Annotated in this window: 22 protein-coding genes; 13 read left to right on the forward strand and 9 right to left on the reverse strand. The window is 72.9% G+C overall.

Going from position 1 to position 24,895, the window contains the following annotated elements; genetic code table 11:
• Window positions 1–56: 56 nt before the first annotated feature.
• The 6 genes from GCE86_RS00925 to GCE86_RS00950 all read left to right on the forward strand — a co-directional run bounded on the left by GCE86_RS00925 (window position 57) and on the right by GCE86_RS00950 (window position 7,455).
• Window positions 57–1,040 (forward strand): phosphate acyltransferase PlsX, encoded by a 984-nt coding sequence (locus GCE86_RS00925; protein ID WP_239542837.1) that lies wholly within the window; start codon window positions 57–59, stop codon window positions 1,038–1,040.
• On the forward strand, window positions 1,037–1,810 hold the full coding sequence (rnc, locus tag GCE86_RS00930; protein ID WP_154225141.1) for a ribonuclease III: 774 nt from the start codon (window positions 1,037–1,039) through the stop codon (window positions 1,808–1,810). Before GCE86_RS00925 ends, rnc begins: the two co-directional genes overlap by 4 nt.
• A complete protein-coding gene (gene mutM / locus GCE86_RS00935) occupies window positions 1,803–2,660 on the forward strand; it encodes a bifunctional DNA-formamidopyrimidine glycosylase/DNA-(apurinic or apyrimidinic site) lyase (protein WP_154225142.1) in 858 nt (285 codons plus the stop codon). The genes rnc and mutM overlap by 8 nt, the downstream gene beginning before the upstream one ends.
• A gap of 236 nt (window positions 2,661–2,896) precedes the next feature.
• Window positions 2,897–5,116, forward strand: coding sequence for an MMPL family transporter (locus GCE86_RS00940; RefSeq protein WP_154225143.1), 2,220 nt, complete (start codon window positions 2,897–2,899; stop codon window positions 5,114–5,116).
• 173 nt (window positions 5,117–5,289) lie between these two features.
• Window positions 5,290–6,795, forward strand: coding sequence for an MFS transporter (locus tag GCE86_RS00945; protein WP_154225144.1), 1,506 nt, complete (start codon window positions 5,290–5,292; stop codon window positions 6,793–6,795).
• Window positions 6,796–6,990: 195 nt separating this feature from the next.
• The gene (locus GCE86_RS00950; protein WP_154225145.1) at window positions 6,991–7,455 is read left to right on the forward strand and encodes a hypothetical protein; all 465 of its coding nucleotides are present in this window, start codon (window positions 6,991–6,993) and stop codon (window positions 7,453–7,455) included.
• Between the two features lie 109 nt (window positions 7,456–7,564).
• On the opposite strand, the gene GCE86_RS00955 is transcribed toward GCE86_RS00950, so the two are convergent.
• Window positions 7,565–7,864 (reverse strand): hypothetical protein, encoded by a 300-nt coding sequence (locus GCE86_RS00955; RefSeq protein WP_239542798.1) that lies wholly within the window; start codon window positions 7,862–7,864, stop codon window positions 7,565–7,567.
• Window positions 7,865–7,918: 54 nt separating this feature from the next.
• Entirely contained in the window at window positions 7,919–8,077 is a 159-nt protein-coding gene (locus tag GCE86_RS00960) for a DNA-binding protein (RefSeq protein ID WP_341874574.1), read from the reverse strand.
• A 379-nt stretch (window positions 8,078–8,456) separates the two neighbouring features.
• Between GCE86_RS00960 and GCE86_RS31520 the strand changes: the two genes are divergently transcribed.
• On the forward strand, window positions 8,457–8,630 hold the full coding sequence (locus tag GCE86_RS31520; RefSeq protein ID WP_167537016.1) for a hypothetical protein: 174 nt from the start codon (window positions 8,457–8,459) through the stop codon (window positions 8,628–8,630).
• 13 nt (window positions 8,631–8,643) lie between these two features.
• Here GCE86_RS31520 and GCE86_RS00965 read toward each other — a convergent pair whose 3' ends face one another.
• Window positions 8,644–9,510, reverse strand: coding sequence for an endo alpha-1,4 polygalactosaminidase (locus GCE86_RS00965; RefSeq protein ID WP_154230278.1), 867 nt, complete (start codon window positions 9,508–9,510; stop codon window positions 8,644–8,646).
• Between the two features lie 148 nt (window positions 9,511–9,658).
• Window positions 9,659–10,984, reverse strand: a complete 1,326-nt coding sequence (locus GCE86_RS00970) for a CAP domain-containing protein (RefSeq protein WP_154225146.1) — start codon at window positions 10,982–10,984, stop codon at window positions 9,659–9,661.
• Window positions 10,985–11,358: 374 nt separating this feature from the next.
• Here GCE86_RS00970 and GCE86_RS00975 point away from each other — a divergent pair, with 374 nt between their 5' ends.
• From GCE86_RS00975 to GCE86_RS00985, 3 genes are all read left to right on the forward strand, one after another.
• Window positions 11,359–11,553, forward strand: coding sequence for a hypothetical protein (locus GCE86_RS00975; RefSeq protein ID WP_154225147.1), 195 nt, complete (start codon window positions 11,359–11,361; stop codon window positions 11,551–11,553).
• 302 nt (window positions 11,554–11,855) lie between these two features.
• Complete coding sequence (gene smc, locus GCE86_RS00980; RefSeq protein ID WP_154225148.1) at window positions 11,856–15,455, forward strand: chromosome segregation protein SMC; 3,600 nt, start codon at window positions 11,856–11,858, stop codon at window positions 15,453–15,455.
• Entirely contained in the window at window positions 15,452–16,072 is a 621-nt protein-coding gene (locus GCE86_RS00985) for an HAD-IA family hydrolase (RefSeq protein ID WP_154225149.1), read from the forward strand. The genes smc and GCE86_RS00985 overlap by 4 nt, the downstream gene beginning before the upstream one ends.
• 10 nt (window positions 16,073–16,082) lie before the next feature.
• Here the strand turns inward: GCE86_RS00985 and GCE86_RS00990 are convergent, their stop codons facing one another.
• The 5 genes from GCE86_RS00990 to GCE86_RS01010 all read right to left on the reverse strand — a co-directional run bounded on the left by GCE86_RS00990 (window position 16,083) and on the right by GCE86_RS01010 (window position 21,040).
• Window positions 16,083–16,619 (reverse strand): DinB family protein, encoded by a 537-nt coding sequence (locus tag GCE86_RS00990; RefSeq protein WP_154225150.1) that lies wholly within the window; start codon window positions 16,617–16,619, stop codon window positions 16,083–16,085.
• A gap of 43 nt (window positions 16,620–16,662) precedes the next feature.
• Window positions 16,663–17,151 (reverse strand): universal stress protein, encoded by a 489-nt coding sequence (locus GCE86_RS00995; protein ID WP_154225151.1) that lies wholly within the window; start codon window positions 17,149–17,151, stop codon window positions 16,663–16,665.
• Between the two features lie 4 nt (window positions 17,152–17,155).
• Window positions 17,156–18,775 (reverse strand): MDR family MFS transporter, encoded by a 1,620-nt coding sequence (locus GCE86_RS01000; RefSeq protein WP_154225152.1) that lies wholly within the window; start codon window positions 18,773–18,775, stop codon window positions 17,156–17,158.
• A gap of 113 nt (window positions 18,776–18,888) precedes the next feature.
• Window positions 18,889–19,314 (reverse strand): MarR family winged helix-turn-helix transcriptional regulator, encoded by a 426-nt coding sequence (locus GCE86_RS01005; protein WP_154225153.1) that lies wholly within the window; start codon window positions 19,312–19,314, stop codon window positions 18,889–18,891.
• 13 nt (window positions 19,315–19,327) lie between these two features.
• A complete protein-coding gene (locus tag GCE86_RS01010) occupies window positions 19,328–21,040 on the reverse strand; it encodes an alkaline phosphatase D family protein (RefSeq protein ID WP_154225154.1) in 1,713 nt (570 codons plus the stop codon).
• A 146-nt stretch (window positions 21,041–21,186) separates the two neighbouring features.
• Here GCE86_RS01010 and ftsY point away from each other — a divergent pair, with 146 nt between their 5' ends.
• From ftsY to GCE86_RS01025, 3 genes are all read left to right on the forward strand, one after another.
• Complete coding sequence (ftsY, locus tag GCE86_RS01015; RefSeq protein WP_154225155.1) at window positions 21,187–22,377, forward strand: signal recognition particle-docking protein FtsY; 1,191 nt, start codon at window positions 21,187–21,189, stop codon at window positions 22,375–22,377.
• Window positions 22,352–23,248, forward strand: coding sequence for a phosphotransferase (locus GCE86_RS01020; protein ID WP_204342277.1), 897 nt, complete (start codon window positions 22,352–22,354; stop codon window positions 23,246–23,248). The genes ftsY and GCE86_RS01020 overlap by 26 nt, the downstream gene beginning before the upstream one ends.
• 232 nt (window positions 23,249–23,480) lie before the next feature.
• Window positions 23,481–24,878, forward strand: a complete 1,398-nt coding sequence (locus tag GCE86_RS01025; protein WP_154225157.1) for an ammonium transporter — start codon at window positions 23,481–23,483, stop codon at window positions 24,876–24,878.
• Window positions 24,879–24,895: the final 17 nt, after the last annotated feature.

Here is a 24,895-nt window from a genome sequence, read left to right on the forward strand (position 1 = left end):
GGCTCTCGCCCGGTGCCCCGGCTCCCTCCGCCGCCGGCCGTTCCTCGGCCGGCGCACTGACGGAGCCGGGCACCGCGCGGATCGCCGTCGACCTCCTCGGCGGGGACGATGCTCCCGCCGTCGTGGTTGACGGCGCTCTGCGGGCGGTGCGCACCGACCCAGACCTGCACCTGCTGCTCGTCGGCCCCACCGAGGTCGCCGACGGGCTGATCGGTGCGCTCGACCCGGAGCAGCGCTCCCGGGTCACCGTCCGCCCGGTGCGGACGGCCGTCGGCATGGCCGACCACCCCACCGCCGCGCGCGGGGAGAGCACCGTCCGCGCGGCTGTGCACGCCGTCCGCGACGGGATCGCCGACGCGATCGTCTCCGCCGGCTCGACCGGCGCCACCGTCACCGCCGCCGCGCTCGGCCTGGGTCGCTGGCCCGGCGTACGCCGGCCCGCCCTGGTCGCCACCCTGCCCGCCGTCGAGGGGCCGGTGGTGCTGCTGGACGTCGGCGGCACCCTGGAACCCGGCGCCGCCACCCTGGCCCGGCATGCGGTGCTCGGCGCCGCCTACGCGGCCGTGGCGCACGCCGTCACCGCGCCCCGGGTCGGGCTGCTCTCCGTCGGCACCGAGGCGGGCAAGGGCGACCGGCTGCGCCGCTCCGCCGACCCCGCCCTCGCCGCCGTGCCCCTGCCCTGCGGCGCCCGCTACGTGGGCCTGGTCGAGGGGTACGACATCGGCGTCGGCGCCCGCGCCGACGTGGTGGTGACCGACGGCTTCACCGGAAACGTGCTGCTCAAGGCCATCGAAGGCGCGTACGCGATGGCCGGCGGGCCCCCGGCGAGCGGCGGCGCGCCACGGGCGGCCGCCCTGCTCGGGGTGGCCGGCACCGTGGTGGTCTGCCACGGCGCGGCCCAGCCCGACGACGTCGCCTCCGGCATCGCCCTCGCCGCCCACCTGTGGCGCCGGGGCGCCACCGACACCGTCTCGTCCGTGCTCGACGCCGTCCCGCACGATCCCGCACCTGACCGCAACGACACCGAGGTAGCACCATGACCAACGACAAGCGGCGGCGTGCTCCCGTCGGCCACCTGGAGGCGGCCTTCGGGGTGTCGCTCGACCCGGAACTGCTGGAGCGCGCGCTGACCCACCGCTCCTACGCGTACGAGAACGGTGGCCTGCCCACCAACGAGCGGCTGGAGTTCCTCGGCGACTCGGTCCTCGGCGTGGTGATCACCACGGCGCTCTTCCACAACCACCCGGACCTGCCCGAGGGGCAGCTCGCCAAGCTGCGGGCCAGCGTGGTCAACATGCGGGCCCTCGCGGACGTGGCGCGTGGCCTCGGCCCGGACGGGCTGGGCGCGTACCTGCTGCTGGGCAAGGGCGAGGAGGCCACCGGCGGCCGGGACAAGGCCAGCATCCTGGCCGACACCCTGGAGGCGCTGCTGGGCGCGATCTACCTCCAGTACGGCCTGGACACCGCGGCCCTCGTGATCCACCGGCTGTTCGACCCGCTGATGGCCGAGTCGGCCGGCCGGGGCGCGGCCCTGGACTGGAAGACCAGCCTCCAGGAGCTGACCGCCGCCCTGGGGCTGGGCGTTCCCGAGTACCGGATCGAGGGCACCGGCCCGGACCACCTGAAGACCTTCACGGCCTGGGTGGTGGTGGCCGGCAACCGCTACGGCGGCGCGGAGGGGCGCAGCAAGAAGGAAGCCGAGCAGCGGGCCGCCGAGTCGGCCTGGCGCACGCTGACCGAGCAGGCCGAGGCCGAGGCCGCCGCGAAGGCGGCGGACGAGGCCGCGGAGGCCGGTGCGGGCCGTGCCTGAGCTGCCCGAGGTCGAGACCGTCCGGCAGGGGCTGGCCGACTGGGTCATCGGCCGGCGGATCAGCGCCGTCGAGGTGCGCCACCCGCGGGCGGTCCGCCGGCACGAGCCGGGCGGCGAGCACTTCGCCGACGTGCTGACCGGCCGGACGATCACCGACGTGCGGCGCCGGGGCAAGTACCTGTGGCTGCCGCTGGACAGCGGAGACGCCCTCATCGGGCACCTCGGCATGTCCGGCCAGCTGCTGCTCCAGCCGGTCGGGGCCGCCGACGAGCTGCACCTGCGGGTGCGGTTCCGGTTCGCCGACGACGGCCCGGAGCTGCGCTTCGTCGACCAGCGCACGTTCGGCGGGCTGTCGGTCTCCGAGGGCGGGGCGGAGCTGCCGGCCGAGATCGCGCACATCGCCCGGGACCCGATGGACCCAGAGTTCTCCGACGCCGGCTTCGTGGCGGCGCTGCGGAAGCGGCGGACCGAGGTGAAGCGCGCGCTGCTCGATCAGACGCTGATCTCCGGTGTCGGCAACATCTACGCCGACGAGGCTCTCTGGCGGGCCAAGCTGCACGGCGCCCGGCCGACCGACGCGCTGACCGGCCCCGCGGCCACCCGGCTGCTCGGCCACGTCCGGGACGTGCTCGGCGAGGCGATCAAGCAGGGCGGCACCAGTTTCGACGAGCTGTACGTCAACGTCAACGGCGAGAGCGGCTACTTCGACCGGTCGCTGAACGCGTACGGCCGGGAGGGGGAGCCCTGCCCGCGGTGCGGGACGCCGATCCGGCGCGAGGCGTTCATGAACCGCTCCTCCTACAGCTGCCCGCGCTGCCAGCCGCGCCCCCGGGGCACCCTCCGGGGATGACCCCGAGCCGGCTCGGGGTTGCGCCGGTGTGCCGCACCGGCAACGGCCCGGCGGGTCCCCCGGTCGTACCCTGAAAAGTCCTTTATGTCCGATTGGCCGACGCGGTTCCGGCCGCCCAGCCGGAGCCGGACGGATGGGGGACGAGCGGGGGCCGTTCCCCGATGTCCGGGCGCGGTCCGCTCCCTAGCGTCAGCAGACGTCGGCACAGGGCCGACGTCTGGAGGGGGATCCCGGATATGGGCAGGCGACCGGTGACCGTGCGGCTGGCACGGTGGAGTGCGGAGCATCCGTGGCGGGCCATCGCGCTCTGGGTGGTGTTCGTGGCGGTGTGCTTCGTCGGTGGCAACGCCGCCGGCCTGAACGAGGCGACCGACGACGACCAGGCAATCGGTGAGATGGGGCGGGCCCAGCTGATCGTCGACAGTGGCGGCTTCCACGAGCCGGCCACCGAGAACGTGCTGATCACCCCGCGCTCCGGCAAGCTCGACCCGGCCGCCGCGAAGGCCGCCGCCGACGACGCAGCGGCCCGGCTGCGGCAGGTCGACGGGGTGACCTCGGTGGGCGCGCCCATGCCGTCCCGGGACGGCAACGCCCTGCTGGTGCCGATCACCATGTCGGGCGACCCGGAGACCGCCGCGGACCGGGTGCAGCCGCTGCGCGACACCACCGCGAAGGTCCAGGAGGCGCACCCGGCGCTGCGGGTCGAGCAGGTCGGCGGCCCGTCGATCGGCAAGGCGCTCGACGACACCCTGGGCAAGGACTTCAAGCGGGCCGAACTGCTGAGCCTGCCGGTCACCCTGGCCATCCTGATCATCGCGTTCGGGGCGCTCATCGCGGCCGGCGTGCCGGTGCTGCTGGCCCTCTCCTCGGTGGCCGCGGCCATGGGGCTCTCCACCCTCGCCTCGCACCTGGTGCCGGCCACCGACACCACGGCCAGCGTGATCCTGCTGATCGGCATGGCCGTCGGCGTGGACTACTCGCTCTTCTACGTCCGGCGAGAACGCGAGGAACGGGCCAAGGGCCGCTCCGGGCTCGACGCCGTGGAGATCGCGGCGGAGACCTCCGGGCACGCCGTGGTGGTCTCCGGCACCGCCGTGATCATCTCGATGGCCGGGCTGCTGCTCGCCCAGGACGCCATCTTCTCGTCGCTCGCCGTCGGCTCGATCCTGGTCGTCGCGGTCGCCGTGATCGGCTCGCTGACCGTACTCCCGGCGCTGCTGGCCAAGCTGGGCCGCTGGGTCGACCGGCCCCGGGTGCCGCTGCTGTGGCGGCTCACCGCGCCGCGCGTCGGGCGGCACGGCCAGCCGGCCCGGCCCCGCTTCTGGCCGGCCGTGCTGAAGCCCGCGCTGCGCGCGCCGCTGGCCACCCTGGTGGTCTCGGTCGGCCTGCTGCTCGCCCTGGCCGCCCCGGCACTGGGCATGAAGCTGAAGTTCCCGGGCATGGAGGACGTGCCCCGCACCACGGCGGCCATGCAGGCGTACGACCGGCTCACCGCGGCCTTCCCGAGCAACGGCACCAGCCACACCGTGGCCGTGCGGGCGCCCGCCGACCAGGCCGACCGGGTGAAGGCGGCGCTCACCGCGCTGGCCGGCCGGGCCGCCACCGACCCGCTCTTCGCGCCGGCCGAGGGGGACGGCCCGAAGATCAAGGTGTCGGAGGACCGGCGGGTGTCGGTGCTGGAGGTGGCCACGCCGTACGCGAGCCGCACCGACGAGGCGTCCCGGTCCCTGCACGAGCTGCGCCAGGACCTCGTCCCGGCCGCGCTGGACGGCATCCCCGGCGTCGAGTACGCCGTGGGCGGCGGCGTGGCGGCCAGCGAGGACTACGCGGACCACATCTGGGCCAAGCTGCCCCTGGTGGCGGCCTTCGTGCTGGCGCTGACCTTCCTGGTGATGGCGTGGACCTTCCGGTCCGTGGTGGTGGCGCTCACCTCGATCCTGCTGAACCTGCTCTCCGCCGGGGCCGCGTACGGCCTGCTCGTGCTGGTCTTCCAGGGCACCTGGGCGGAGGGGCTGCTCGGCTTCACCTCGATGGACGCGATCGTCACCTGGCTACCGATGTTCCTGTTCGTGGTGCTGTTCGGGCTCTCCATGGACTACCACGTCTTCGTGGTCAGCCGGATCCGCGAGGGGATCCGCCAGGGGATGTCGAACAAGGACGCGGTGGCGTACGGGATCACCTCGTCGGCGGGGGTGGTGACCAGCGCGGCGATCGTCATGGTCGGGGTGTTCTCGATCTTCGCGACGCTGAGCACCATCGACTTCAAGCAGCTCGGCATCGGGCTGGCCGCCGCGATCCTGCTGGACGCCACGATCATCCGGGCGGTGGTGCTGCCGTCGCTGATGACCCTGCTGGGCGACGCGAACTGGTGGGCGCCGCGGTTCCTGCGCGGCCGGGCGGCGACCCCGCCGGCCGAGCCGCCCGCGCCGGCGCCGGAGCTGGTCGGCGCCCGCTGAGCCGACGGGACGGGGGAGGGCGGGCCGGTCCGGTCCGCCCTTCGTCCTGTGACCGGGTTGTCACGGCAGGATTAACGGCCGCGGAGGCGGGGCATCTGGGCCGCCATGGACGAACAGCTCACGCCGGCGGCCCGTCGTCGCGCCCCGGCCACCGCAGCCTCCCGGAGCGCGTCATGAGCACCGACGTGCGGACCGGCACCGTACGGACCAACGTCCCGGCCCGCCTGGACCGGCTGCCGTGGTCCCGCTGGCACTGGATGATCGTGATCGGCCTCGGAACGGTGTGGATCCTCGACGGCCTCGAGGTGACCATCGTCGGCAACCTGTCCGGCAAGCTCGCCGAAGAGGGCAGCGGCCTCAGCATCACCCAGAGCCAGGTCACCGGCCTGGCCGCCGCCCTCTACGTGGCGGGTGCCTGCACCGGTGCGCTCTTCTTCGGTTGGCTCACCGACCGGTTCGGGCGCAAGAAGCTGTTCCTGCTGACCCTCGGGCTCTACCTGGTCGCCACGGCGCTGACCGCGCTGTCCTTCGACACCTGGTGGTTCTTCCTGTTCCGGTTCCTCACCGGCATGGGCATCGGCGGCGAGTACGCGGCCATCAACTCGGCCATCGACGAGCTGATCCCGGCGCGGCACCGCGGCCGCATCGACATCATCATCAACGGCACCTTCTGGCTCGGCGCGGCGCTCGGCGCCCTGCTGACCGTGCCGCTGCTCAACGGCCTGCCCACCAACCTCGGCTGGCGGGTGGCGTTCGGCCTGGGCGCGGTGCTCGGCGTGGTGATCCTGCTGGTCCGGCGGCACGTGCCCGAGAGCCCACGCTGGTTGTTCATCCACGGCCGGGCCGACGAGGCGAACCATCTCGTGGACTCGGTCGAGGCCGAGGTGAAGCGGGAGACCGGCAAGGACCTCACCGAGGCGGACAACTGGATCGAGATCAAGCAGCGGAAGAGCACCAACTTCCTGGAGATCGCCAAGACCCTGTTCGCCCGCTACCCGAAGCGCGCCACGCTGGGCTTCGCGCTCTTCATCGGTCAGGCGTTCCTCTACAACGCGATCACCTTCGGCTTCGCCCAGATCCTCCAGACGTTCTTCGACGTCCCGCCGGGCAACAGCGGCTACTACTTCGCGGTGATCGCGGTCGGCAACCTGCTCGGCCCGCTGCTGCTGGGCCGGCTCTTCGACACCGTCGGCCGCGTGCCCATGATCGCCGGCTCGTACATCGGCTCGGGCGTGCTGCTGCTCGGCACCGCCTGGCTGTTCCACTCGGGCGTGCTCAACGCCGTGACCATGACCGCCTGCTGGTGCGTGGTGCTGTTCTTCGCCTCGGCGGGCGCCAGCGCCGCGTACCTGACGGTCAGCGAGATCTTCCCCATGGAGACCCGGGCCATGGCCATCGCGTTCTTCTACGCCCTCGGCACCGCCGCCGGCGGCATCACCGGCCCGCTGCTCTTCGCCAAGCTGGTCGGCACCGGCAAGGTCGGCGACACCGTTATCGCCTTCGTGGTCGGCGCCGCCGTGATGATCATCGGCGGCCTCGTGGAGCTGACCCTCGGCGTCAAGGCCGAGGGGAAGTCCCTGGAGGACCTGGCCACCCCGCTCAGCGCCGAGCACGCCGGCATCCCGTCGCAGCGCGACGCCGGCACCCCCGCACCGGTCACCGGCGGCGCTCCCGGCTGACCTCCGCCGTTCCCCCAGGCACCGCCCCCCGCCCCTCCAGGCCGGGGGCGGTGTCGCTTTCCCAGGGGTACGCGCACCGCACCCTTCCCCGGCTGCCGCCGGCTCCCGGTTCCTGTACTCGATGGGGCTCGTCTTCCGCTCTGACGGGCTCTGGCCCTTCTTCCCGCCAGCCGGCGGGAGGTACGGTCCATCGCCATGAGCTACGACCTGATCTTTGTGCCCAGAAGGGACGACCAGTCCTGGGATGACGCACTGGAGGCGGCAGAGGATGCCGACGGTGACGAGCGCCCCAGCGGCGAGGTGTGGGCTCGGCTGGTGGCGGCGGCACGGCAGGTGCTGGGTGAGGTCTCCGTCTTCGAGGGGGACCACAACTACGAGCTGACCCACGAGCCGACCGGCATCCAGCTCAGCTACTACCCAGCAGAGGCTGGGATCACGGTTCCCTACTGGTACCGAGGCGCAGATGCTCGGACAGTCGTCACGGCCATGTATCAACTCGGCGAAGCTGTGCAGTCGATCACGGGCCTACCTGGGTACAACCCCCAGGTGGATCTGCCGCTGTCGGATGCCGCTGCGCGGCTGGAGCTTGCCGTCAAGTGCTTCGACGACGTCGCAGCGTCCTTCGCGCAACGAGGAATCTCCAGTCCCAGCAACGGCTGAGGCGACTATCGTCCCTGGCTGCTGCCGGCTCCCGGGTCGTTCGTGGCGAACCGCAGGGTGTAGCAGCCGGGGCGTGGTGGTGGCGCGGCCCGGTCGCCTCGCTTCGCACTCACTCGCCGGTTGAGCGCGCGACCGGCCCGAAGTCGTCGGCGCTGGGCGCGGCCAGGACACGGTGCAGATTGTGGTCGGCGTGGATCTCGGCGGTGTGCCGCCACTCGGTGACCAACTGCGATACCGGCGACGTGTTGCCCGCGGCGGCGGCCTCCGCTGTGGCAACGATTTCGTCGGCCATTTGATTGGCATCCACCGGAGGGAGGAACCGCACCCAGGGCAGCACGGTGGGCAGTGCCTCGCGCACCAGTCCCGGGTTCCGACGCACCAGGCTGGCCAACAGAATCTCGGGACTCACCCCGTCATCCTGTGGCACAGCATGAGTTGGTCGGCGGATGTGCGCTGTCCGGCATCAGGCCGGTGTGTCGTCCTCGGTGGGGCGGGGCTGGCGGTACTCCTTGATCCAGCGCTCGATGTCGTCGGCCAGCCACACCTTCATGCCGCGCAGTTCCTGGTACGGCTTCGGGAAGGTGGGATACCTGGCGAGCTGCTGGAACCGCTGCCGCGACACGCCTAGGCGCTGGGCAATCTCGTAGGGCCCCATGAGCTGCCCCGGCCCTCGGTCTATGGCCCGAACGTAGGTCGATGGCTGCTAGTCTATTGGCTATTGCCAGTTGACTAACCGGTCGGTTGAACGGCATCGTGGTCGTATGCCGCGAGAGACCTGCCCGGTCCATGACTGATCACGGACCCATTCAACCGATCTGGACCTGCTCGGGGTGCAGCCTGCCCTGGCCCTGTCCCACGCGCCGTCGGCAACTGCTCGCCGAGTACGACAACGCCCCGCTGTCTCTCTCCCTCTACATGGCCTCGCACCTGGTGTCCGCCACTCAGGACATGGGTTGGGCTCCGGCCGGCTCGCTCTATCGTCGCTTCCTCGGCTGGATGCCGTGAGCGTGCTCAGGCCGGGTGACGAGAAGTTCCACTACTCGGACAACTCGCACAGGTGGATAGCGCCGGACCCCGACTTCCCGCAGGAGGTGTGGGACGAGATGGTCCGGCAGCACAAGGAGAGGCACCTGCGACCACCACGGCGGCCGCGCCTCGCACGTCGTTCGATCTGACCGGGATGCCACCTCAGGGCAGCGTGCAGGGTTCGCGCCAGGCGTCGAGTTTGCGGTCCTTGAGGATCGAGGCGAAGCCGTAGCCGACCGTGGTGACGCAGAACTCTGCCGGGTCGCCCGCGTACTCCACATGGAACACCGGCTTGTCCGCATCCACGAACGGCAGCAGCTTGTCGCACCCGCCGCGCCGGACGCACTCCTGGTTGACCGCGAAGTCGAAGTCGGGGGCGAGCGCCGCCACCTGCGGCAGGTCGTCCACCAGCCCGGGGGAGAGGTCCAGCCGCCGCGCCAGCTCGGCCAGTCTGCGGTTGAACAGCAACTGGTCGTCGAAGGTGAGCGGGAAGCCGGAGCGGTGCAGGTAGCCGTCCGCATCGTCGAGCGCCACCGCTCCGAAGCCCTTGCCCCGGCAGAGCCGGAACCGGTCGGCCAGCACCGGCTCCAGCGCGTCCCACCCGCGGACGTCCAGCCACCGGCTGCCCGCCCGGCCGGGCACCGCCGCGCCGCGTACCGCCGCGGGGAAGCGGCTGGCGTCCGGATCGCCGGTCGCGTACGTGCCGACCCGCACCTGGCAGACCAGCCGCCGGTCGCGGGCGCGCAGCGCGCCGGTCTCGGTGGAGGTGGTACGCACCGGGTCGAGCAGGAAGACGTCGGCGTCGACGGTGACGTCCACCGGGCCGGTGAGCTGCCACTGCCACTGCCAGTCCCGGGCGTGCGCCGAGGGCCACGGGGTGGGCGCTCCGGGCGGCACGATCGGCTCCTGGCAGGCCGACGCCGGGGCGAGCAGCAGCGCCGTCAGCACCACCGCAACGCCCCGGCGCGGCCCGCGTCGGCGGACGCGGGCCGCCCGGGGCGGCACGGCCCACGCCGGCCGCATCCGCATCGACAGCTCCCGGGTCGCGGGCGGCACCCCGCCCCCTGCCGGTACGTCTCCGGCGGCCCCGGTGCGCCGGCGCGGGGCCGGCACGGCTCAGGCGTCCCCGGCGTACCTCACCCGGTCAACGAGCGCGGGCCCGGTCACGACGCGCGGGTCAGCGCGGGGTGCCGAAGTCCTGCGTCCAGTACGGCCCGTTGCTCCGCGCCACGCCCACACCGATCTCGGTGAACGAGCAGTTCAGGATGTTCGCCCGGTGCCCCGGGGAGTTCATCCAGGCGTCCATCACGGCGGCCGGGCTCTGCTGGTTCCAGGCGACGTTCTCGCCGTACGACCGCCAGGCGTAGCCGACCCGGTCGAGGCGGTCGCCCACGTCGCTGCCGTCGCTGCCGTCGTGCGACATCTTCTTGTGGTCGGCCTGGTCCTGGCTGTGCCGCTGGGCGGCGAGCGTCAGCTTGTCGTCGACGGTCAGCGCCTTGCAGCCGGCCTTGGCCCGCTCCTGGTTGACCAGGTCGACGACCTCCCGCAGTTCCGCCGTGAGCCCCTTGGCCGAGGCCGTCGTGGCGCCCGTGCTGCTCGGTGCGGTGCTCCGCGGCAGCTGCCGGGACGGGGCGGTGGTCCGGGTCGGCTTCGGGGTCGGCTTCCGGCTCGGGGTCGGCCGGGCGGTGGTCGGCGCGGCGCTCGGGCTGGCCGACTCCGGCGCGAGCGCGTCGGCCGGGGCGTCCTCGGCGCCGTCGGTCGCGAGCGGGGCGGCGGCCACCGGCCTGTCCGCGGACGTCGGTTCGGTCGGCTGGTCGCCGTCGGGCAGCACCAGGGCGCCCACGCCGAGGCTCACCACGAGGGTCGCCGCGGCGGCGGCGCCACCGATCAGCAGGGGACGCCGGAGCCGGCGCCGCTCCCGGTGCCGGCCGGTGTCGTCGTCCGCCGCGCCGGTGCCCGGCTGCCATGCGCCCGTCGGCCGCTCGTCGGCGACCGGCTGCCAGGCGCCCGGCCGCTCGTCCACGCTCGGCTGCCAGGCGCCGGCCCGCTCGTCCACGGGCTGCTGCCAGGCGGTGTGCTGCTCCTCGGGGCGCCAGCCGCCGGACCGCTCGTAGGGCGACATCGGGGCCTGCTCGTAGGGGCCGCCCGGGTGGGCCGCCGGGCCGTACGCCGGTGGCTCGACGGCCGGGGAGTACCCGGTCCGGTCGGCGTCGGCGTACCGCCCGGCGTCGGCCCACCCGTGCGTCCCGGCGCCGGCGGTGGGGAGGTGGCCGGTGCGCTCGGGAGTGTGGTCGTCCCGCCAGGGCGTGGCCGGGGCGTCGGCGCCCCAGGCGCCGGTGTGCGGCTCGGTGCGGTCCGGGCCGGACTGCCCCGGCTCGTCCCCGAAGAGGTACGACGACCGCGGCTCGGGCCGGTCGGTGAGCCAGGCCGGTCCCTCGTCGGTCGGCGGCTCGGGGCGTCGGGGAACGCCATCCGGTTCGATCGGGTCGGTCCAGCGGTACACGCCTGTCCCCTCCACGGGTCGGTTGCGGGCCGCAGTGACGCTACGGGCGCGCCGCGAGCTGCGGCAACGTGGCTAAGAAAGAGTTAAGGGGAACCAGACAGCAAGGGTGAGGCGTTCACACATTCCCGGGCGTACAGTAAAGGCGTCCGGACAGAGCGTGTCCGCGCCTTGTGGCAGCCCCCCGACAAGTGGACCGGTGGACGTAGAGATGATCTACGGCCTGCGGGAACTTGACGAAGGAGGGGGGTTCGGCTCAATATATAGGTGTCGCCAGTCGCGCCCAGCCATGCCCGGATTTCGCGGGGATGGCAGCCGCGAACATCAGTGGGCGCGCGTTGGCCGGCCTTTCCGGCAGCGCATATCAAGGAGTCAGCATGGCGAAGGCCCTCTACGGCCACGTAGGTGCAGCGCCCGACCGGCGTCTGCTCGACGAGGTCACCCGACTGCGTGCCAGGGTTCAGGCACTGGAGTTCGAGATCACGCGTTTGCGCGCCGACAACGATCGGCTTGCGGCGGCTGCGGCTGAGGCTGACGACCTCATCCGTCTGGCCGAGCCCGCGCTGACCTGATCTCCGGTCGTCGGAAAACTGAATCGCACCACACAGAAAACGCGCGCCGACACCCAGTGCCGGCGCGCAGCTTTTTGTTTCCGGTACCGCATTGCGCGATCTTGAACGGTCGTCCCGGAATTGCGTCCCGCAATTCTGATCTTGCACTTTTCCGTGGCGTGCGCCACACCGCCGGAAACCGGACACGTCCGGCAGCGGGTGGGTCGCGTACCGGGCACTCCCCGCCCGCGGGTTAGTCTGCGGGTTCGCCAGGTCCGCGCAGCCGGCGACGGTACGGCGGCCACCGGACGAGGATCGAGAAGGTGCATCTCAAGAGCCTGACGGTGAAGGGCTTCAAGTCCTTCGCCTCCGCCACGACGCTGAAGCTGGAGCCCGGGATCACCTGCGTGGTCGGCCCGAACGGCTCCGGCAAGTCCAACGTCGTCGACGCCATCGCCTGGGTGCTCGGCGAGCAGGGCGCCAAGGCGCTGCGCGGCGGCAAGATGGAGGACGTCATCTTCGCCGGCACCGCCGGGCGGGCGCCGCTGGGCCGGGCCGAGGTCACCCTCACCATCGACAACACCGACGGCGCGCTGCCGATCGAGTACACCGAGGTCTCCATCACCCGCCGGATGTTCCGCTCCGGCGAGAGCGAGTACGAGATCAACGGCGACTCCTGCCGGCTGCTCGACATCCAGGAGCTGCTCTCGGACTCCGGCATCGGCCGGGAGATGCACATCATCGTGGGGCAGGGCCGGCTCGACGGCATGCTGCACGCCAAGCCGGAGGACCGGCGGGCGTTCATCGAGGAGGCGGCCGGCGTCCTCAAGCACCGCAAGCGCAAGGAGAAGGCGCTGCGGAAGCTCGACGCGATGCAGACCAACCTCAACCGGCTCACCGACCTCACCGCCGAGCTGCGCCGCCAGCTCAAGCCGCTGGGCCGGCAGGCCGAGGTGGCCCGCCGGGCCGCCGCCATCCAGGCCAACCTGCGCGACGCCCGGCTGCGGCTGCTCGCCGACGACCTGCACACCCTGCGCACCACGCTGGACCGGGAGATCGCCGACGAGACCGCGCTGCGCGAGCGGCGCGAGCAGATCGAGGGCGAGCACGGCGAGGTGCAGGCCCGCCTCGGCGAGCTGGAGGCGGCCCTGGCCGAGGACGCCCCGCTGCTCGCCGCGGCCCAGGACACCTGGTACAAGCTCTCCGCGCTCCAGGAGCGGTTCCGCTCCATCGAGCAGCTCGCCCGGGAGCGGCTGCGGCACCTCAGCGCCACGGGCGACGACGAGCGCCCCGGCCGCGACCCGGAGCAGCTGGAGGCCGAGTCCCGGCGGGTCCGCGAGCAGGAGGAGGAGCTGCGGGCGGCGCTCACCGAGGACCAGATCCGCCTCGCCGAGGCGGTCGAGCACCGTCAGGAGCTGGAGCGGCAGCTGGCCGCCGCCGAGCGGGAACTGGTCGCCGCGGCCAAGGCCATCGCCGACCGGCGCGAGGGGCTGGCCCGGCTGACCGGCCAGGTCAACTCCGCCCGGGCCCGCACCACCAGTGCGGGCGAGGAGATCGAACGGCTCGCCGCCGCGCACACCGACGCCCTGACCCGCGCCGAGAAGGCCCAGGCCGACCTGGACGCCGTCGCCGAACAGTCCACCGAGGCCGATCGGGACAACGCCGACCTGGACGCCCGGCACGCCGAGGCGGTCGCCGTCCACGAGCAGGCCCAGGCCGCCGTGCGCAGCCTCGCCGACGCCGAGCGCGCCGCCGAGAAGGACGCGGCGACCTGGAAGGCCCGCGAGGAGGCGCTGGCCCTCGGCCTGCGCCGCAAGGACGGCGCGGGCGCGCTGCTGGCCCGCGCCGACCAGGTGCCCGGCCTGCTCGGCAGCCTCGCCGGGCTGCTCACCGTCGCCCCCGGTAACGAGGCGGCGCTCGCCGCCGCGCTCGGCGGGCTCGCCGACGCCGTCGCGGTCACCGGAGTGGACGAGGCCGTCGAGGCCATGCGGCTGCTCAAGATCTCCGACGCCGGCCGGGCCGGCCTGCTCGTCGGCAGCCCCGCCGGCCCCGGCATGGCCGGCTCCGCCGACGCGCTGCGCCCGAAGCTGCCCGACGGCGCCCGCTGGGCACCCGACCTGGTGGAGTGCTCCGCCGAGATCCGGCCCGCGGTGCACCGGGCGCTGCGGGACGTGGTGCTGGTCGACGACCTCGCCGCCGCGGCCGAGGTGGTCGCCGGCAACCCGGAGCTGCGCGCGGTCACGCCCGACGGCGACGTGGTCGGGGCGTACGCGGCGGCCGGCGGGTCGGCCAAGGCGCCCAGCTACATCGAGGTGCAGGCGGCCGTCGAGGAGGCCCGCACCAACCGGGCCGCCGCCGAGCGGACCAGCGCCGAGCTGCGCGAGCAACTGGTCGAGGCGCGCGCCGAGGTGGCCGGCGCCAAGGAGGCCGTGCAGCACGCCGCCGCCGCCAAGCGGGAGGCGGAGAGCCACCGCAACGCCGCCGCCCGCCGCCTCGCCGAACTGGGCGCGGCCGCCCGGTCCGCGAAGGCCGAGACCGACCGGCTCGGCGAGTCGCGGGCCCGTGCCGAGGCCGCCCGGGAACGGGACCTGCAGGCCCTCGCCGAGCTGGAGGAGCGGCTCCGCCTCGCCGAGGCCACCCCGTTCGACGCCGAACCGTCCACCGAGGAACGCGACCAGCTCGCCGCCATGGTGCCGCAGGCCCGGCAGAACGAGATGGAGGTCCGGCTCGCCGTGCGTACCGCCGAGGAGCGGGTCTCCTCGATCGCCGGCCGGGCCGACTCCCTGGCGCGGCAGGCGACCGCCGAGCGGGCCGCGCGGGAGCGCGCCGCCGCCCGGCGCGCGGCCCGCACCCGCGGCGCGGAGATCGCCCGGGCCGTGGTCGGCGGCGCCCGCGAGGCGCTCACCCGGCTCACCGTCTCCATCGCCCGGGCCGAGGAGCACCGCGACGAGGTGGCCCGCGAGCGCGCCGCCCGCGAGGCCGAGCTCTCCGAGGTACGCGGCGCGGCCAAGCGGCTCGGCGCCGAGCTGGAGCGGCTGACCAGCCAGGTGCACCGGGACGAGGTGGCCCGCGCCGAGCAGCGGCTGCGCATCGAGCAGCTGGAGGCGAAGGCGGCCGAGGACTTCGGCCTCGACGTGGCGACCCTGATCGCCGAGTACGGCCCCGACCAGCCCGTGCCGCCCACCGACGCGGACGTCGCGGCGGCGGAGAAGGAGGGCACGCCGCTGCCCGATCCGGTCCGCTACGAGCGACCGGTGCAGGAGAAGCGGGCCGCCAAGGCGGAGCGGGAACTGGCCCTGCTCGGCAAGGTCAACCCGCTGGCGCTGGAGGAGTTCGCCGCGCTGGAGGAGCGCTTCAAGTTCCTCTCCGAGCAGCTGGAGGACCTCAAGGCCACCCGCCGGGACCTGCTCACCGTGGTCAAGGACGTCGACGACCGGATCCTGGAGGTCTTCGCCAGCGCGTTCGAGGACACCGCCCGGGAGTTCGAGCAGGTGTTCACGGTGCTCTTCCCGGGTGGCGAGGGGCGGCTCGTGCTCACCGACCCGGAGGACCTGCTCACCACCGGCGTCGAGGTCGAGGCGCGGCCCCCCGGCAAGAAGATCAAGCGGCTGTCGCTGCTCTCCGGCGGCGAGCGGTCGCTGACCGCGGTGGCCATGCTTGTGGCGATCTTCCGCGCGCGGCCCAGTCCGTTCTACATCATGGACGAGGTGGAGGCGGCCCTCGACGACGTCAACCTGGGCCGCCTGATCACGCTGCTGGCCCAGCTCCGCGAGAAGAGCCAGCTCATCGTGATCACGCACCAGAAGCGCACCATGGAGATCGCCGACGCGCTCTACGGCGTGACCATGCGCAGCGGGGTCACCCAGGTGATCAGCCAGCGGCTCAACCGGGCCGACGACGAGGGTCAGGAGACAAACGAGTGAGTCGGGAACGCGCCACGGCGCTCCTGGTGGACTTCGACGGCGTACTGCGCCACTGGGACCCGGCGGTGGCCGCGCGGGTCGAGCGGGAGTACGGGCTGAGCGAGGGCGTCCTCGGCGAGATCGCCATGTCCTGGGGGCTGCTCCAGCCGGTGCTCACCGGCAAGGTCAGCCACGCCGAGTGGATGACCAGCGTGGCTGATGCCCTGACCCCCTCGGTCGGCGACCCGGGCCGCGCCCGGGCCGCCGTGCAGGCGTGGCAGCGCTACCGGGGCGAGGTCGACCCCGACGTGCTCGCCTTCATCCGGGAGGTCCGGGCGGCGGGCGTGCGGGTCGGGCTGGGCACCAACGCCACCGACGTGCTCGACGCCGACCTGGCCGCGCTGGACCTGACCGACGAGCTGGACGTGGTGGTCAACTCCTCGGTGATCGGCGTGCACAAGCCGGCGAAGGAGTACTTCCAGGCGGCCTGCGAGGCGCTGGGGACGCCCCCGGCCAGGGTGCTGTTCGTCGACGACGAGGACCGGTCGGTGGCCGGCGCCCGGGTGGCCGGGCTCTCCGCGCACCGCTGGAGCGGCCCGGCCGACCTGCGTTACCTGCGGGCGGCGCTGGCGTACTGACCCCGGGCGGTCAGTCGCCCGTGACGCCGTCGATGCGCTCGCGGATCAGGTCGGCGTGGCCGTTGTGCCGGGCGTACTCCTCGATCATGTGCACGTAGACCCAGCGGACGCTGATCGTCCGGGTCTCGGCGCTCCCGTCACGCCGGGTGCGCTGGAAGGTCTGGTCCAGGGAGAGGCCGGCGGCGGCCTTCCGGGCCGCCTCGACCTCGGCGCGGAAGGTGGCGAAGGTTTCCTCCGGGTCGGCGTCGGCGACGGCGTTCAAATCCGCGTCCGGATCCTCGTCGGCGTCGTAGAGGCCGGGGATGTCCTCGCCGGCGGCGCGGATGCGGAACCACCAGCGCTCCACGTCGGCCAGGTGCCGGACCAGCCCCAGCAGGGTCAGGGTGGACGGTTCGACGCTCGCGGTGCGCAGCTGCTCGGCCGTCAGGCCGGCGCACTTGTGCAGCAGGGTGTCGCGGTGGTAGTCGAGCCAGCCTTCCAGCATGGTGCGCTCGTCACCGACGTAGGGCTCGTGGCTGCGGTCGATCTCGGGTGCTCTCCAGGTCATCCGGCCATCCTCCGGCCCGGGTGCGCCTGGCCGCGACCGGATTTCAGGGCACCACGACGACCGGCCAGCGGCCGGTGCGGACCAGCCGGGTGGCGACCGAGCCGACCAGCTTGTGGCCGGCCTGCTCGGAGGACCCGACGACCACCAGGTCGGCGCGCTGCTCGTCAGCGGCCTTGGCCAGCTCGGCGTACGCGTCGCCGCGCCGGCACAGGAAGGTCACCGGCAGGCCCAGCTCCTCCGCGCCGCGCCGGCACTCCTCGCGCAGCTCGGCGGCCAGCTCGTCCTGGGTCTGCTGTACCGCCCCCGCCACCACGCCGGACATGATCGCGGTGTACGGGGACGGCGAGCTGACGAAGACGACCACGAGGCCGGCGCCCTGCCGGCGGGCCAGCCCGGCGGCGTACGAGGCGGCACGCAGCGAGGTGCGGCTGCCGTCGACACCGACCAGGACCACCCGGGGCCCGTCCGTGCCGCGCTCGAACGGCAGCGGCCGGGCCTCCGGGCCGTACCTCTCACGCTCGGGAGCGTTCATGGGGTCAGCCCCGCCCGCCCGTGCGTACCACCGGGGCGCCGGCGCCGGCCGCGACGGCCGACTCCCGCTCGACCTCGGCGGAGACCGCGTCGCCGTTGGTGCGGCGCAGCGGCACCTCCTTGATGAACACGACCGCGAGCAGCGCGATCAGCCCGAACGGGGCGGCGGCCAGGAAGATGTCCCCGGCGCCGTGCCCGTACGCGGCCTCGACGACCGCGCGGATCGGTGCGGGCAGGGTGTGCACGTTCGGCAGGGTACCGCCGCTGCCGGAGCTGGACGCCGGAATGCCGAGCCCGGCGAGTCCCTCGGCGAGGTAGTCCTTGACCTTGTGGCCGAGGATCGCGCCGAGCGCGCTCACCCCGATGGCACCGCCGAGGCTGCGGAAGAAGGCCACCACCGAGCTGGCGGCGCCGAGCTCGTGCGGGCCGACGGTGTTCTGCACGGCGAGGACCAGGTTCTGCATGGTCATGCCCAGGCCGAGGCCGATCAGCGCCATGAAGACGGCGAGCCGCCAGTACGGGGTGTCCGCGCGCATGGTGCCCATCAGCGCGAAGCCCGCGGTGAGCAGCACCGAGCCGGTGACCAGGTAGCGCTTCCAGCGGCCGGTGTTGGTGATGATGCGGCCGACCACGGTCGAGGCGACCAGCAGGCCGAGGATCATCGGCAGGGTCATGAGGCCGGACATGGTCGGGCTCTCACCGCGGCTGATCTGGAAGTACTGGCCGAGGAAGACCGAGGCCCCGAACATGCCCACGCCGACCGCGATGCTGGCGATCACGGCGAGGGTGATGGTGCGGTTGCGGAACAGGCGCGGCGGGATCATCGGCTCGGCGGCCCGGTTCTCCACCCGGAGGGCGAGGGCGCCGAGCAGCACGGCGCCGGCCACCATGACGGCGCTCTGCCAGGACATCCAGTCGTACTTGTCGCCGGCCAGAGTGACCCAGATGAGCAGCAGGGAGACGGCCGCGGTGATGAGGGTGGCGCCCCACCAGTCGATCTTCGCCTCGCGCTTGACCACCGGCAGGTGCAGGGTCTTCTGGAGCACGACCAGGGCGAGGACGGCGAACGGCACGCCCACGTAGAAGCACCAGCGCCAGCCGAGCCAGTCGGTGTCGACGATGACGCCGCCGATCAGCGGGCCGCCGATGGTGCCGACGGCCATGACCGCGCCGAGGTAGCCGCTGTACCGGCCGCGCTCGCGCGGCGCGATCATCGTGGCCATGATCACCTGGGCCAGGGCCGTGAGGCCGCCCGCGCCCACGCCCTGCACCACCCGGCAGGCGATGAGTTCGCCGGTGGTGTGCGACTGCCCGGCCAGCACCGAGCCCAGCACGAAGATGCCGAGGGCGAGCTGAACGAGGACCTTCTTGCTGGTCAGGTCGGCGAGCTTGCCCCAGATCGGGGTGGTCGCGGTGGTCGCCAGCAGGGTCGAGGTGACCACCCAGGTGTACGCGGACTGGCCGCCGTGGAGGTCGGTGATGATCCGCGGCAGCGCGTTCGAGACGACCGTGGAGGAGAGGATCGCGACGAACATGCCCAGCAGCAGGCCGGAGAGCGCCTCCAGGATCTGCCGGTGGGACATGTCGACGGCGGTCGCCCGGGTGGGCGCTGTCGCCTGCGTCATCGTGGAATGCCTCCGGGAAAGACGGGGGAAGGGGTTGCCTCGGGCAACCGTATGACTTGGTTGCCTCAAGCAACAACCGCACGTGGCGCAGGTCTTATTCCGGGCGCACCCGGTCAGAAGGTCTCGTTGAACCGGTGCATGAGCCGGGCGAAGTCGTCGACGTCCTGTTTCGGCCACGATTCCAGCGATCGCCGGATCTGTCCGAGTCGGGCCGCCCGCGCCGCGTCGAACCGGCGGGTGCCCTCCTCGGTGAGGCTGAGCTGGGCGGCCCGCCGGTCGGTCGGGTCCGGGTCGCGGCGCACCAGCCCCAGCGCCTCCAGGCCGCCGATCTGCCGGCTCAGCGTCCCCTTGCCGATGCCCAGCTTGACGGCCAGGTCGGTGAGCCGGATCGAGCCGGACCGGCGCAGCCAGAGCAGCAGACCGTAGGCGTTCGGCTCCAGGTTCGGATGCACCTCGCGGGCGATCTCCCAGGACAGCGCGCGTCCACGCCGCAGCAGCGCGGTCAGTTCGTGCTCCACGGCGCGCAGGCTCTCGTCCACGCTGAGAGGGTACTCACACCTCGTCGCTGAGCGGCTGGCGCGCCACCGTGCGCAGGTGCCCGTCGCTCGTGGTGCCCTCGATGACCACCTCGGCGCTCCGGCCCCGGTGGGTCAGCGTGGCCACGGCGTTGCCGAAGTAGGGTCCGGCCAGCTTCTTCCAGCGCACCGGCGGGCGGCGCACCCCGGCCGAGCGGGCGAGTGCCCGGGCCGCGCCGGCCGGCCCCGGGGTCCAGCCGAGCCGCATGAGCGGGCGCATCCCGGCCGGCACCTGGTTGTGGATGGGCGAGCAGGTGAGCTGGTGCACCGGGGTGCGCACGCTCTTGTCGGCGAACCGGGCCCGGGCCACGTACGAGTGGTGCACGTCCCCGGAGAGCACGCTGATCGAGGCCGGCCGCGAGTACGCCGGACCGGCGCCGACCCGGGCCCCCTCGTGCGGCGCGGTGCCGCTGCCCAGCCGGACGAACAGCGCGCCGAGCGCCTCGAAGGAGCGCCGGAACGAGGCCCAGTGCTCCAGGTCCCAGGCCCGGCGCATCTGCTCGGCCAGCTTCGCGACCCAGGGCCGGCGGGAGTCGGCGAGCTTCTCGTTCCACGACTCGACGTGGTGGATGCCCGGCGGGAGCAGCCAGGGCAGCGAGGCGCCGACCACGAGGTGGTCGTAGACGCCGTGCGCCCGGTCCAGGAACCAGGACCACTCGCCCGGCGGCAGCATGGCCCGGTTGCCGGAGTCGAGCACCCGGCTGGAGCGGTTGTCCAGCATGACCAGGCGGGTCCGCCCCAGGTCCAGCGCGTAGCTCCACTGGTACTGCACGGCCCGCCAGCGCTCGGTGTCGTGCGCCACGTCGGCCTCCTGGTCGACCCGCTCGCCGAACTCGTGCAGCACGCTCGTGGCGTCCTCGGCGGCGGTCACCTTGGCGTAGACCGGGTCGGCGGCGATCTCGTCCGGGGACAGGTTGCCCAGGTGCTGGTAGACCCAGTAGGAGGCCAGGCCGCTGCGGATGCGTTCCGCCCACCAGGGCTGGGCGCGCATGTCCGCCCGCCAGGACGCCGAGGTGTTCCAGTCGTCGATGATCTCGTGGTCGTCGAAGATCATCACGCTCGGCACGGTGGAGAGCAGCCAGCGGATCTCCGGGTCACGCCAGGACTCCAGGTAGAGCTTCGTGTACTCGTCGAAGCTGACCACCTGGGTGGCCGGGGCGCCCTTCGGCCGGCGCCGCCGCCGCTTCAGCAGCCGGCGCACGGTCGGCGAGGTCTCGTCGGCGTAGACCTGGTCGCCGAGGAGCACCAGCAGGTCGGGCAGCGCGTCCGGGTCCGGGGTGGCGATCAGCCGCCGGGCGTACGCGTCCAGCGCGTCCGGGGGCAGCCGCCGGGCGGTCGCGTGCTGGGTGGTCTCGCGGCAGGAACCGAAGAGCAGGGTCACCGGCTGGTCCCGGTCGTCCGCCGCCCGGGTGCGGATGAAGCTGGCGGGGAAGCCGCTGTCCGGCACCGGCCAAACCACCTCGTCGTCGACGAGCACCTCGTAGGTGGTGCTGCTGTCCGGCGCCAGCCCCGACACCACCACGATCGCGTAGTGGTGGTCGTACGCCGAGAAGGTGGGCGCGCTGCCGGTGGCGCCGTCGGCCGTGCGGACGGTGACCACCGCGGGCGCGCTGGTCTCCACCCAGACGGTGGCCCGGGTCCCGACGACCCGGCGCAGCAACGGGCCGATGAGCAGACGGGGACCGGTCACGGCGCACCTCCGACGAAGATCATCAAGTCCTTCCTACCCGGCCGGCGGTTGCGGCACGCCTTCCAGCCGCGAGCGTACTCGCAGCTCGTTCACGTGCCGAGGCGGTGAGTGGGACGCCGTCGCCGGCATCTGACAGGATTTCGAGCATGAAGGAATACCTCCTCGTCGCACTCGCCCTGCTCGTGGCGCTGATCCTCGGCGGCCTCAGCCTCGTGGTGCCCCGGCTGCGCCGGCGCCCCGAGCCGCCGCTGCCGGAGACGGAGGTCGACACCCGGGCCGAGGAGGACCTGGCCGGGCCGCCGGTCGAAGCGGCGGAGTCGGACCTGCCCACCGGCGTGCTGGTCGAGCCGCCGGTGGTCGAGGCGCCGCCGCTGCCCACCATCGAGGTCCCCGAGCCCACCGCCGGCCGGCTGGTGCGGCTGCGCTCCCGGCTGTCCCGCTCGCAGAACGTCTTCGGCAAGGGCCTGCTCGGCCTGCTCAGCCGGGACCGCCTCGACGAGGACACCTGGGAGGAGATCGAGGACAGCCTGATCACCGCCGACGTGGGCATCGACTCCACCCGCGAGATCGTCGACCGGCTGCGCGAGCGCACCCGGGTGCTCGGCACCCGCTCGGTCGACGAGCTGCGCACCCTGCTCGCCGCCGAGCTGGTCAACGCGCTCGACCCGACGCTGGACCGGTCGCTGAAGACCGCCCCCAAGGAGGGCGTGCCGGCGGTGCTCCTGGTCGTCGGGGTCAACGGCGCCGGCAAGACCACCACCTGCGGCAAGATCGCCCGGGTGCTCATCGCCGACGGCCGGACCGTGCTGCTCGGCGCGGCCGACACCTTCCGGGCCGCCGCCGCCGACCAGCTGGAGACCTGGGGCGGCCGGGTCGGCGCGGAGACCGTCCGCGGCCCGGAGGCCGCCGACCCGGCCAGCGTCGCCTTCGACGCCGTGAAGCGGGGCATCGACACGAAGGTCGACACCGTGCTCGTGGACACCGCCGGCCGGCTCCAGAACAAGATCGGCCTCATGGACGAGCTGGGCAAGGTCAAGCGGGTCGTGGAGAAGCACGGCCCGATCGACGAGACCCTGCTGATCCTCGACGCCACGACCGGCCAGAACGGCCTGGAGCAGGCGCGGGTCTTCACCGAGGTGGTCAACGTGACCGGCGTGGTGCTCACGAAGCTCGACGGCACCGCCAAGGGGGGCATCGTGATCGCCGTCCAGCGCAAGCTGGGGATCCCGGTCAAGCTGGTCGGCCTCGGCGAGGGCCCGGACGACCTGGCCCCCTTCGACCCCGCACAGTTCGTCGACGCGCTGCTCGGCAATGAGCCGATCGCCCGGGACGCGTAGCCTCGACGTGACGACTGACGATCGCGCCTACGCGGGGTGGCGCGACCCCAGCCACCCGTCGCCGCGCCTCGGGAGACCGTACGTGACTTCGCAGGAGATCCCGCTCCACGGCGGGAACGTGAGCACCGTGGTCCGGGTGGGCGACACCGTCCGGCGCAACGCCGGCCCGTGGACCCCCTCGGTCCACGCCCTGCTGCGCCACCTGGAGTACGTCGGCTTCACCGGCGCGCCCCGCGCCCTCGGCATGGACGAGCGCAACCGGGAGGTCCTGTCGTACCTGGAGGGGGAGTGCGGGGAGTACCCGCTGGCCCCGCACTGGGTCACCGACGAGGCCCTGGTCACCGTGGCGACCATGCTGCGGATGTTCCACGACGCCCAGTACGGCTTCACCCCGCCGCCGGGCGCGGTGTGGCGCTCGTTCGGCCCGCCCCCGCCGGACACCGAGGTGATCTGCCACCACGACGCCGCCCCGCACAACGTGATCTGGCGGCCGGACGGCACCCTCGGGCTCATCGACTTCGACCTGGCCTCGCCCGGCGCCCGGATCTACGACGTGGCGTACGCGGCCTGGACCTGGGTGCCGATCTTCTCCGACCGGGACTCGATCACCCTCGGCTGGAAGCACCCCGACCGGCCGCGCCGGCTGCGCCTCTTTGCCGACGCGTACGGCCTGATCCCCCGCGACCGGCACCGGCTCATCCGCACCATCCGCAAGCGGATCGTCGACCACGTCGAGGGCATCCGGCGGATGGCCGCGGCCGGTGAGCCGGCGTTCGTCCGGATCGTGCACAAGGGCCACCTGCGCCGGCCCATGCGCGACCTGCGCCTCCTCGACTACGAGCGCAACGCCCTGGAGTACGCGCTGCGCTGAGCGCCGACCGGGTGGAAGGGTGGCCGGTTCTCCGCGGAGCCGGCCACCCTCCCCGTTGTCCCCAGGCATGATCGACGTACTTCACACGCCCGAAACAACCCGTCACGCGTCGGAAATCGAGCGGTGTCGGTGGAGGAAACAGCGGCCGAGCAAGCTTCCGCGCAACCGGCTGACGGGCGACGCTGCCAGGACTCAGTCGGAAGGAGGACATTCCACACCGAGAGGAGGCAGCGTGGAGATCAACACCGGCAACACCGCCTGGTTGCTCCTGTCGTCTGCGCTCGTGCTGCTCATGACGCCGGGTCTCGCCCTGTTCTACGGTGGGCTGAACCGGTCCAAGGGCGTACTGAACATGATGATGATGAGCTTCAGCGCCATCGGGCTCATCTCCGTGCTTTGGGTCATCTACGGCTTCACCCTGGCGTTCGGCACCAACGACAGCGCCGGGCTCAACAACGTGATCGGCAGCTTCACCCAGTACCTCGGGACCGAGACCAAGTTCATCGGTGAGGAGTGGCTCTTCCTCGGCGCGGGCACCGGCATCCCGACCTACGTCGTCATGGTCTTCCAGATGATGTTCGCCGTCATCACGGTGGCCCTGATCAGCGGCGCGGTCTCCGACCGGTTGAAGTTCTCCGGTTGGCTGCTGTTCGCCTTCGCCTGGTTCACCCTGGTCTACGTGCCGGTCGCGCACTGGGTCTGGGGCGGCGGCTTCATCGGCGCCAAGATCAAGGCGCTCGACTTCGCCGGTGGTACCGCGGTGCACATCAACGCCGGCGCCGCCGGTCTCGGCCTCGCCCTGGTGCTCGGCAAGCGGATCGGCTGGCCCAAGGAGAGCTTCAAGCCGCACAACGTGCCGCTGGTCGCCCTCGGTGCCGGCCTGCTCTGGTTCGGCTGGTTCGGCTTCAACGCCGGCTCTGAGCTGACCGTGGACGGCACCACCGCCGTCGCCTTCGTCAACACCCAGGTCGCCACCGCCGCCGGCCTGATCGGCTGGGCCATCGTCGAGTGGCTGCGCAGCGGCAAGCCGACCCTGGTCGGCGCCTCCTCCGGCGCCGTCGCCGGCCTCGTCGCCATCACCCCGGCCTGCGGCTTCATCGCCCCGATCCCGGCGGTGCTGCTCGGCCTGGTGGCCGGCGCGGTCTGCGCGGTCGCGGTCGGCCTGAAGTACCGGCTGGGCTTCGACGACTCGCTCGACGTGGTGGGCGTGCATTTCGTCGCCGGCTGGCTCGGCTCGCTCGCCATCGGCCTGTTCGCCACGCTCCAGGTCAACTCGGCGATCGAGGGCCTGGGCGCCAGCGAGGGCCTGTTCTACGGCGGTGGCCTCACCCAGCTCGGCCGCCAGGCGCTGGGCAGCGGCATCGTCTCGATCTACTCCTTCGGCGTCGCCGCGCTGATCGCCCTCGCCGTCAAGGCCCTGATCGGGCTCCGCTCCGACCCGGAGGACGAGGTCGCCGGCATCGACGTCGCCGAGCACGCGGAGAGCGCGTACGACCTGTCGCCCACCACGGGCAGCAGCGCCGGTGGCGCGTTCGCGCTGGCCGGACTCGGCGCCGGCAAGCCGGCCCCGGAAGCCGCCACCGAGGCGGGCAAGCCCGCCCCACCGGTCAGCGAGAAGGTCGCCGGTTAACGTTCCTGGGATGGAGG

Origin of the sequence: Micromonospora terminaliae (assembly GCF_009671205.1) — a bacterium.
In the GTDB taxonomy this organism is placed as follows: Bacteria; Actinomycetota; Actinomycetes; order Mycobacteriales; family Micromonosporaceae; genus Micromonospora; species Micromonospora terminaliae.

Excerpts from the sequence above, each read along its gene's own strand:
- rnc (WP_154225141.1), top strand. The coding sequence starts at position 1,037 with ATGACCAACGACAAGCGGCGGCGTGCTCCCGTCGGCCACCTGGAGGCG.
- GCE86_RS00940 (WP_154225143.1), top strand. The coding sequence starts at position 2,897 with ATGGGCAGGCGACCGGTGACCGTGCGGCTGGCACGGTGGAGTGCGGAG.
- GCE86_RS00945 (WP_154225144.1), top strand. The coding sequence starts at position 5,290 with ATGAGCACCGACGTGCGGACCGGCACCGTACGGACCAACGTCCCGGCC.
- GCE86_RS00950 (WP_154225145.1), top strand. The coding sequence starts at position 6,991 with ATGAGCTACGACCTGATCTTTGTGCCCAGAAGGGACGACCAGTCCTGG.
- GCE86_RS00965 (WP_154230278.1), bottom strand. The coding sequence starts at position 9,510 with ATGCGGATGCGGCCGGCGTGGGCCGTGCCGCCCCGGGCGGCCCGCGTC.
- GCE86_RS00975 (WP_154225147.1), top strand. The coding sequence starts at position 11,359 with ATGGCGAAGGCCCTCTACGGCCACGTAGGTGCAGCGCCCGACCGGCGT.
- GCE86_RS00990 (WP_154225150.1), bottom strand. The coding sequence starts at position 16,619 with ATGACCTGGAGAGCACCCGAGATCGACCGCAGCCACGAGCCCTACGTC.
- GCE86_RS00995 (WP_154225151.1), bottom strand. The coding sequence starts at position 17,151 with ATGAACGCTCCCGAGCGTGAGAGGTACGGCCCGGAGGCCCGGCCGCTG.
- GCE86_RS01000 (WP_154225152.1), bottom strand. The coding sequence starts at position 18,775 with ATGACGCAGGCGACAGCGCCCACCCGGGCGACCGCCGTCGACATGTCC.
- ftsY (WP_154225155.1), top strand. The coding sequence starts at position 21,187 with ATGAAGGAATACCTCCTCGTCGCACTCGCCCTGCTCGTGGCGCTGATC.
- GCE86_RS01020 (WP_204342277.1), top strand. The coding sequence starts at position 22,352 with ATGAGCCGATCGCCCGGGACGCGTAGCCTCGACGTGACGACTGACGAT.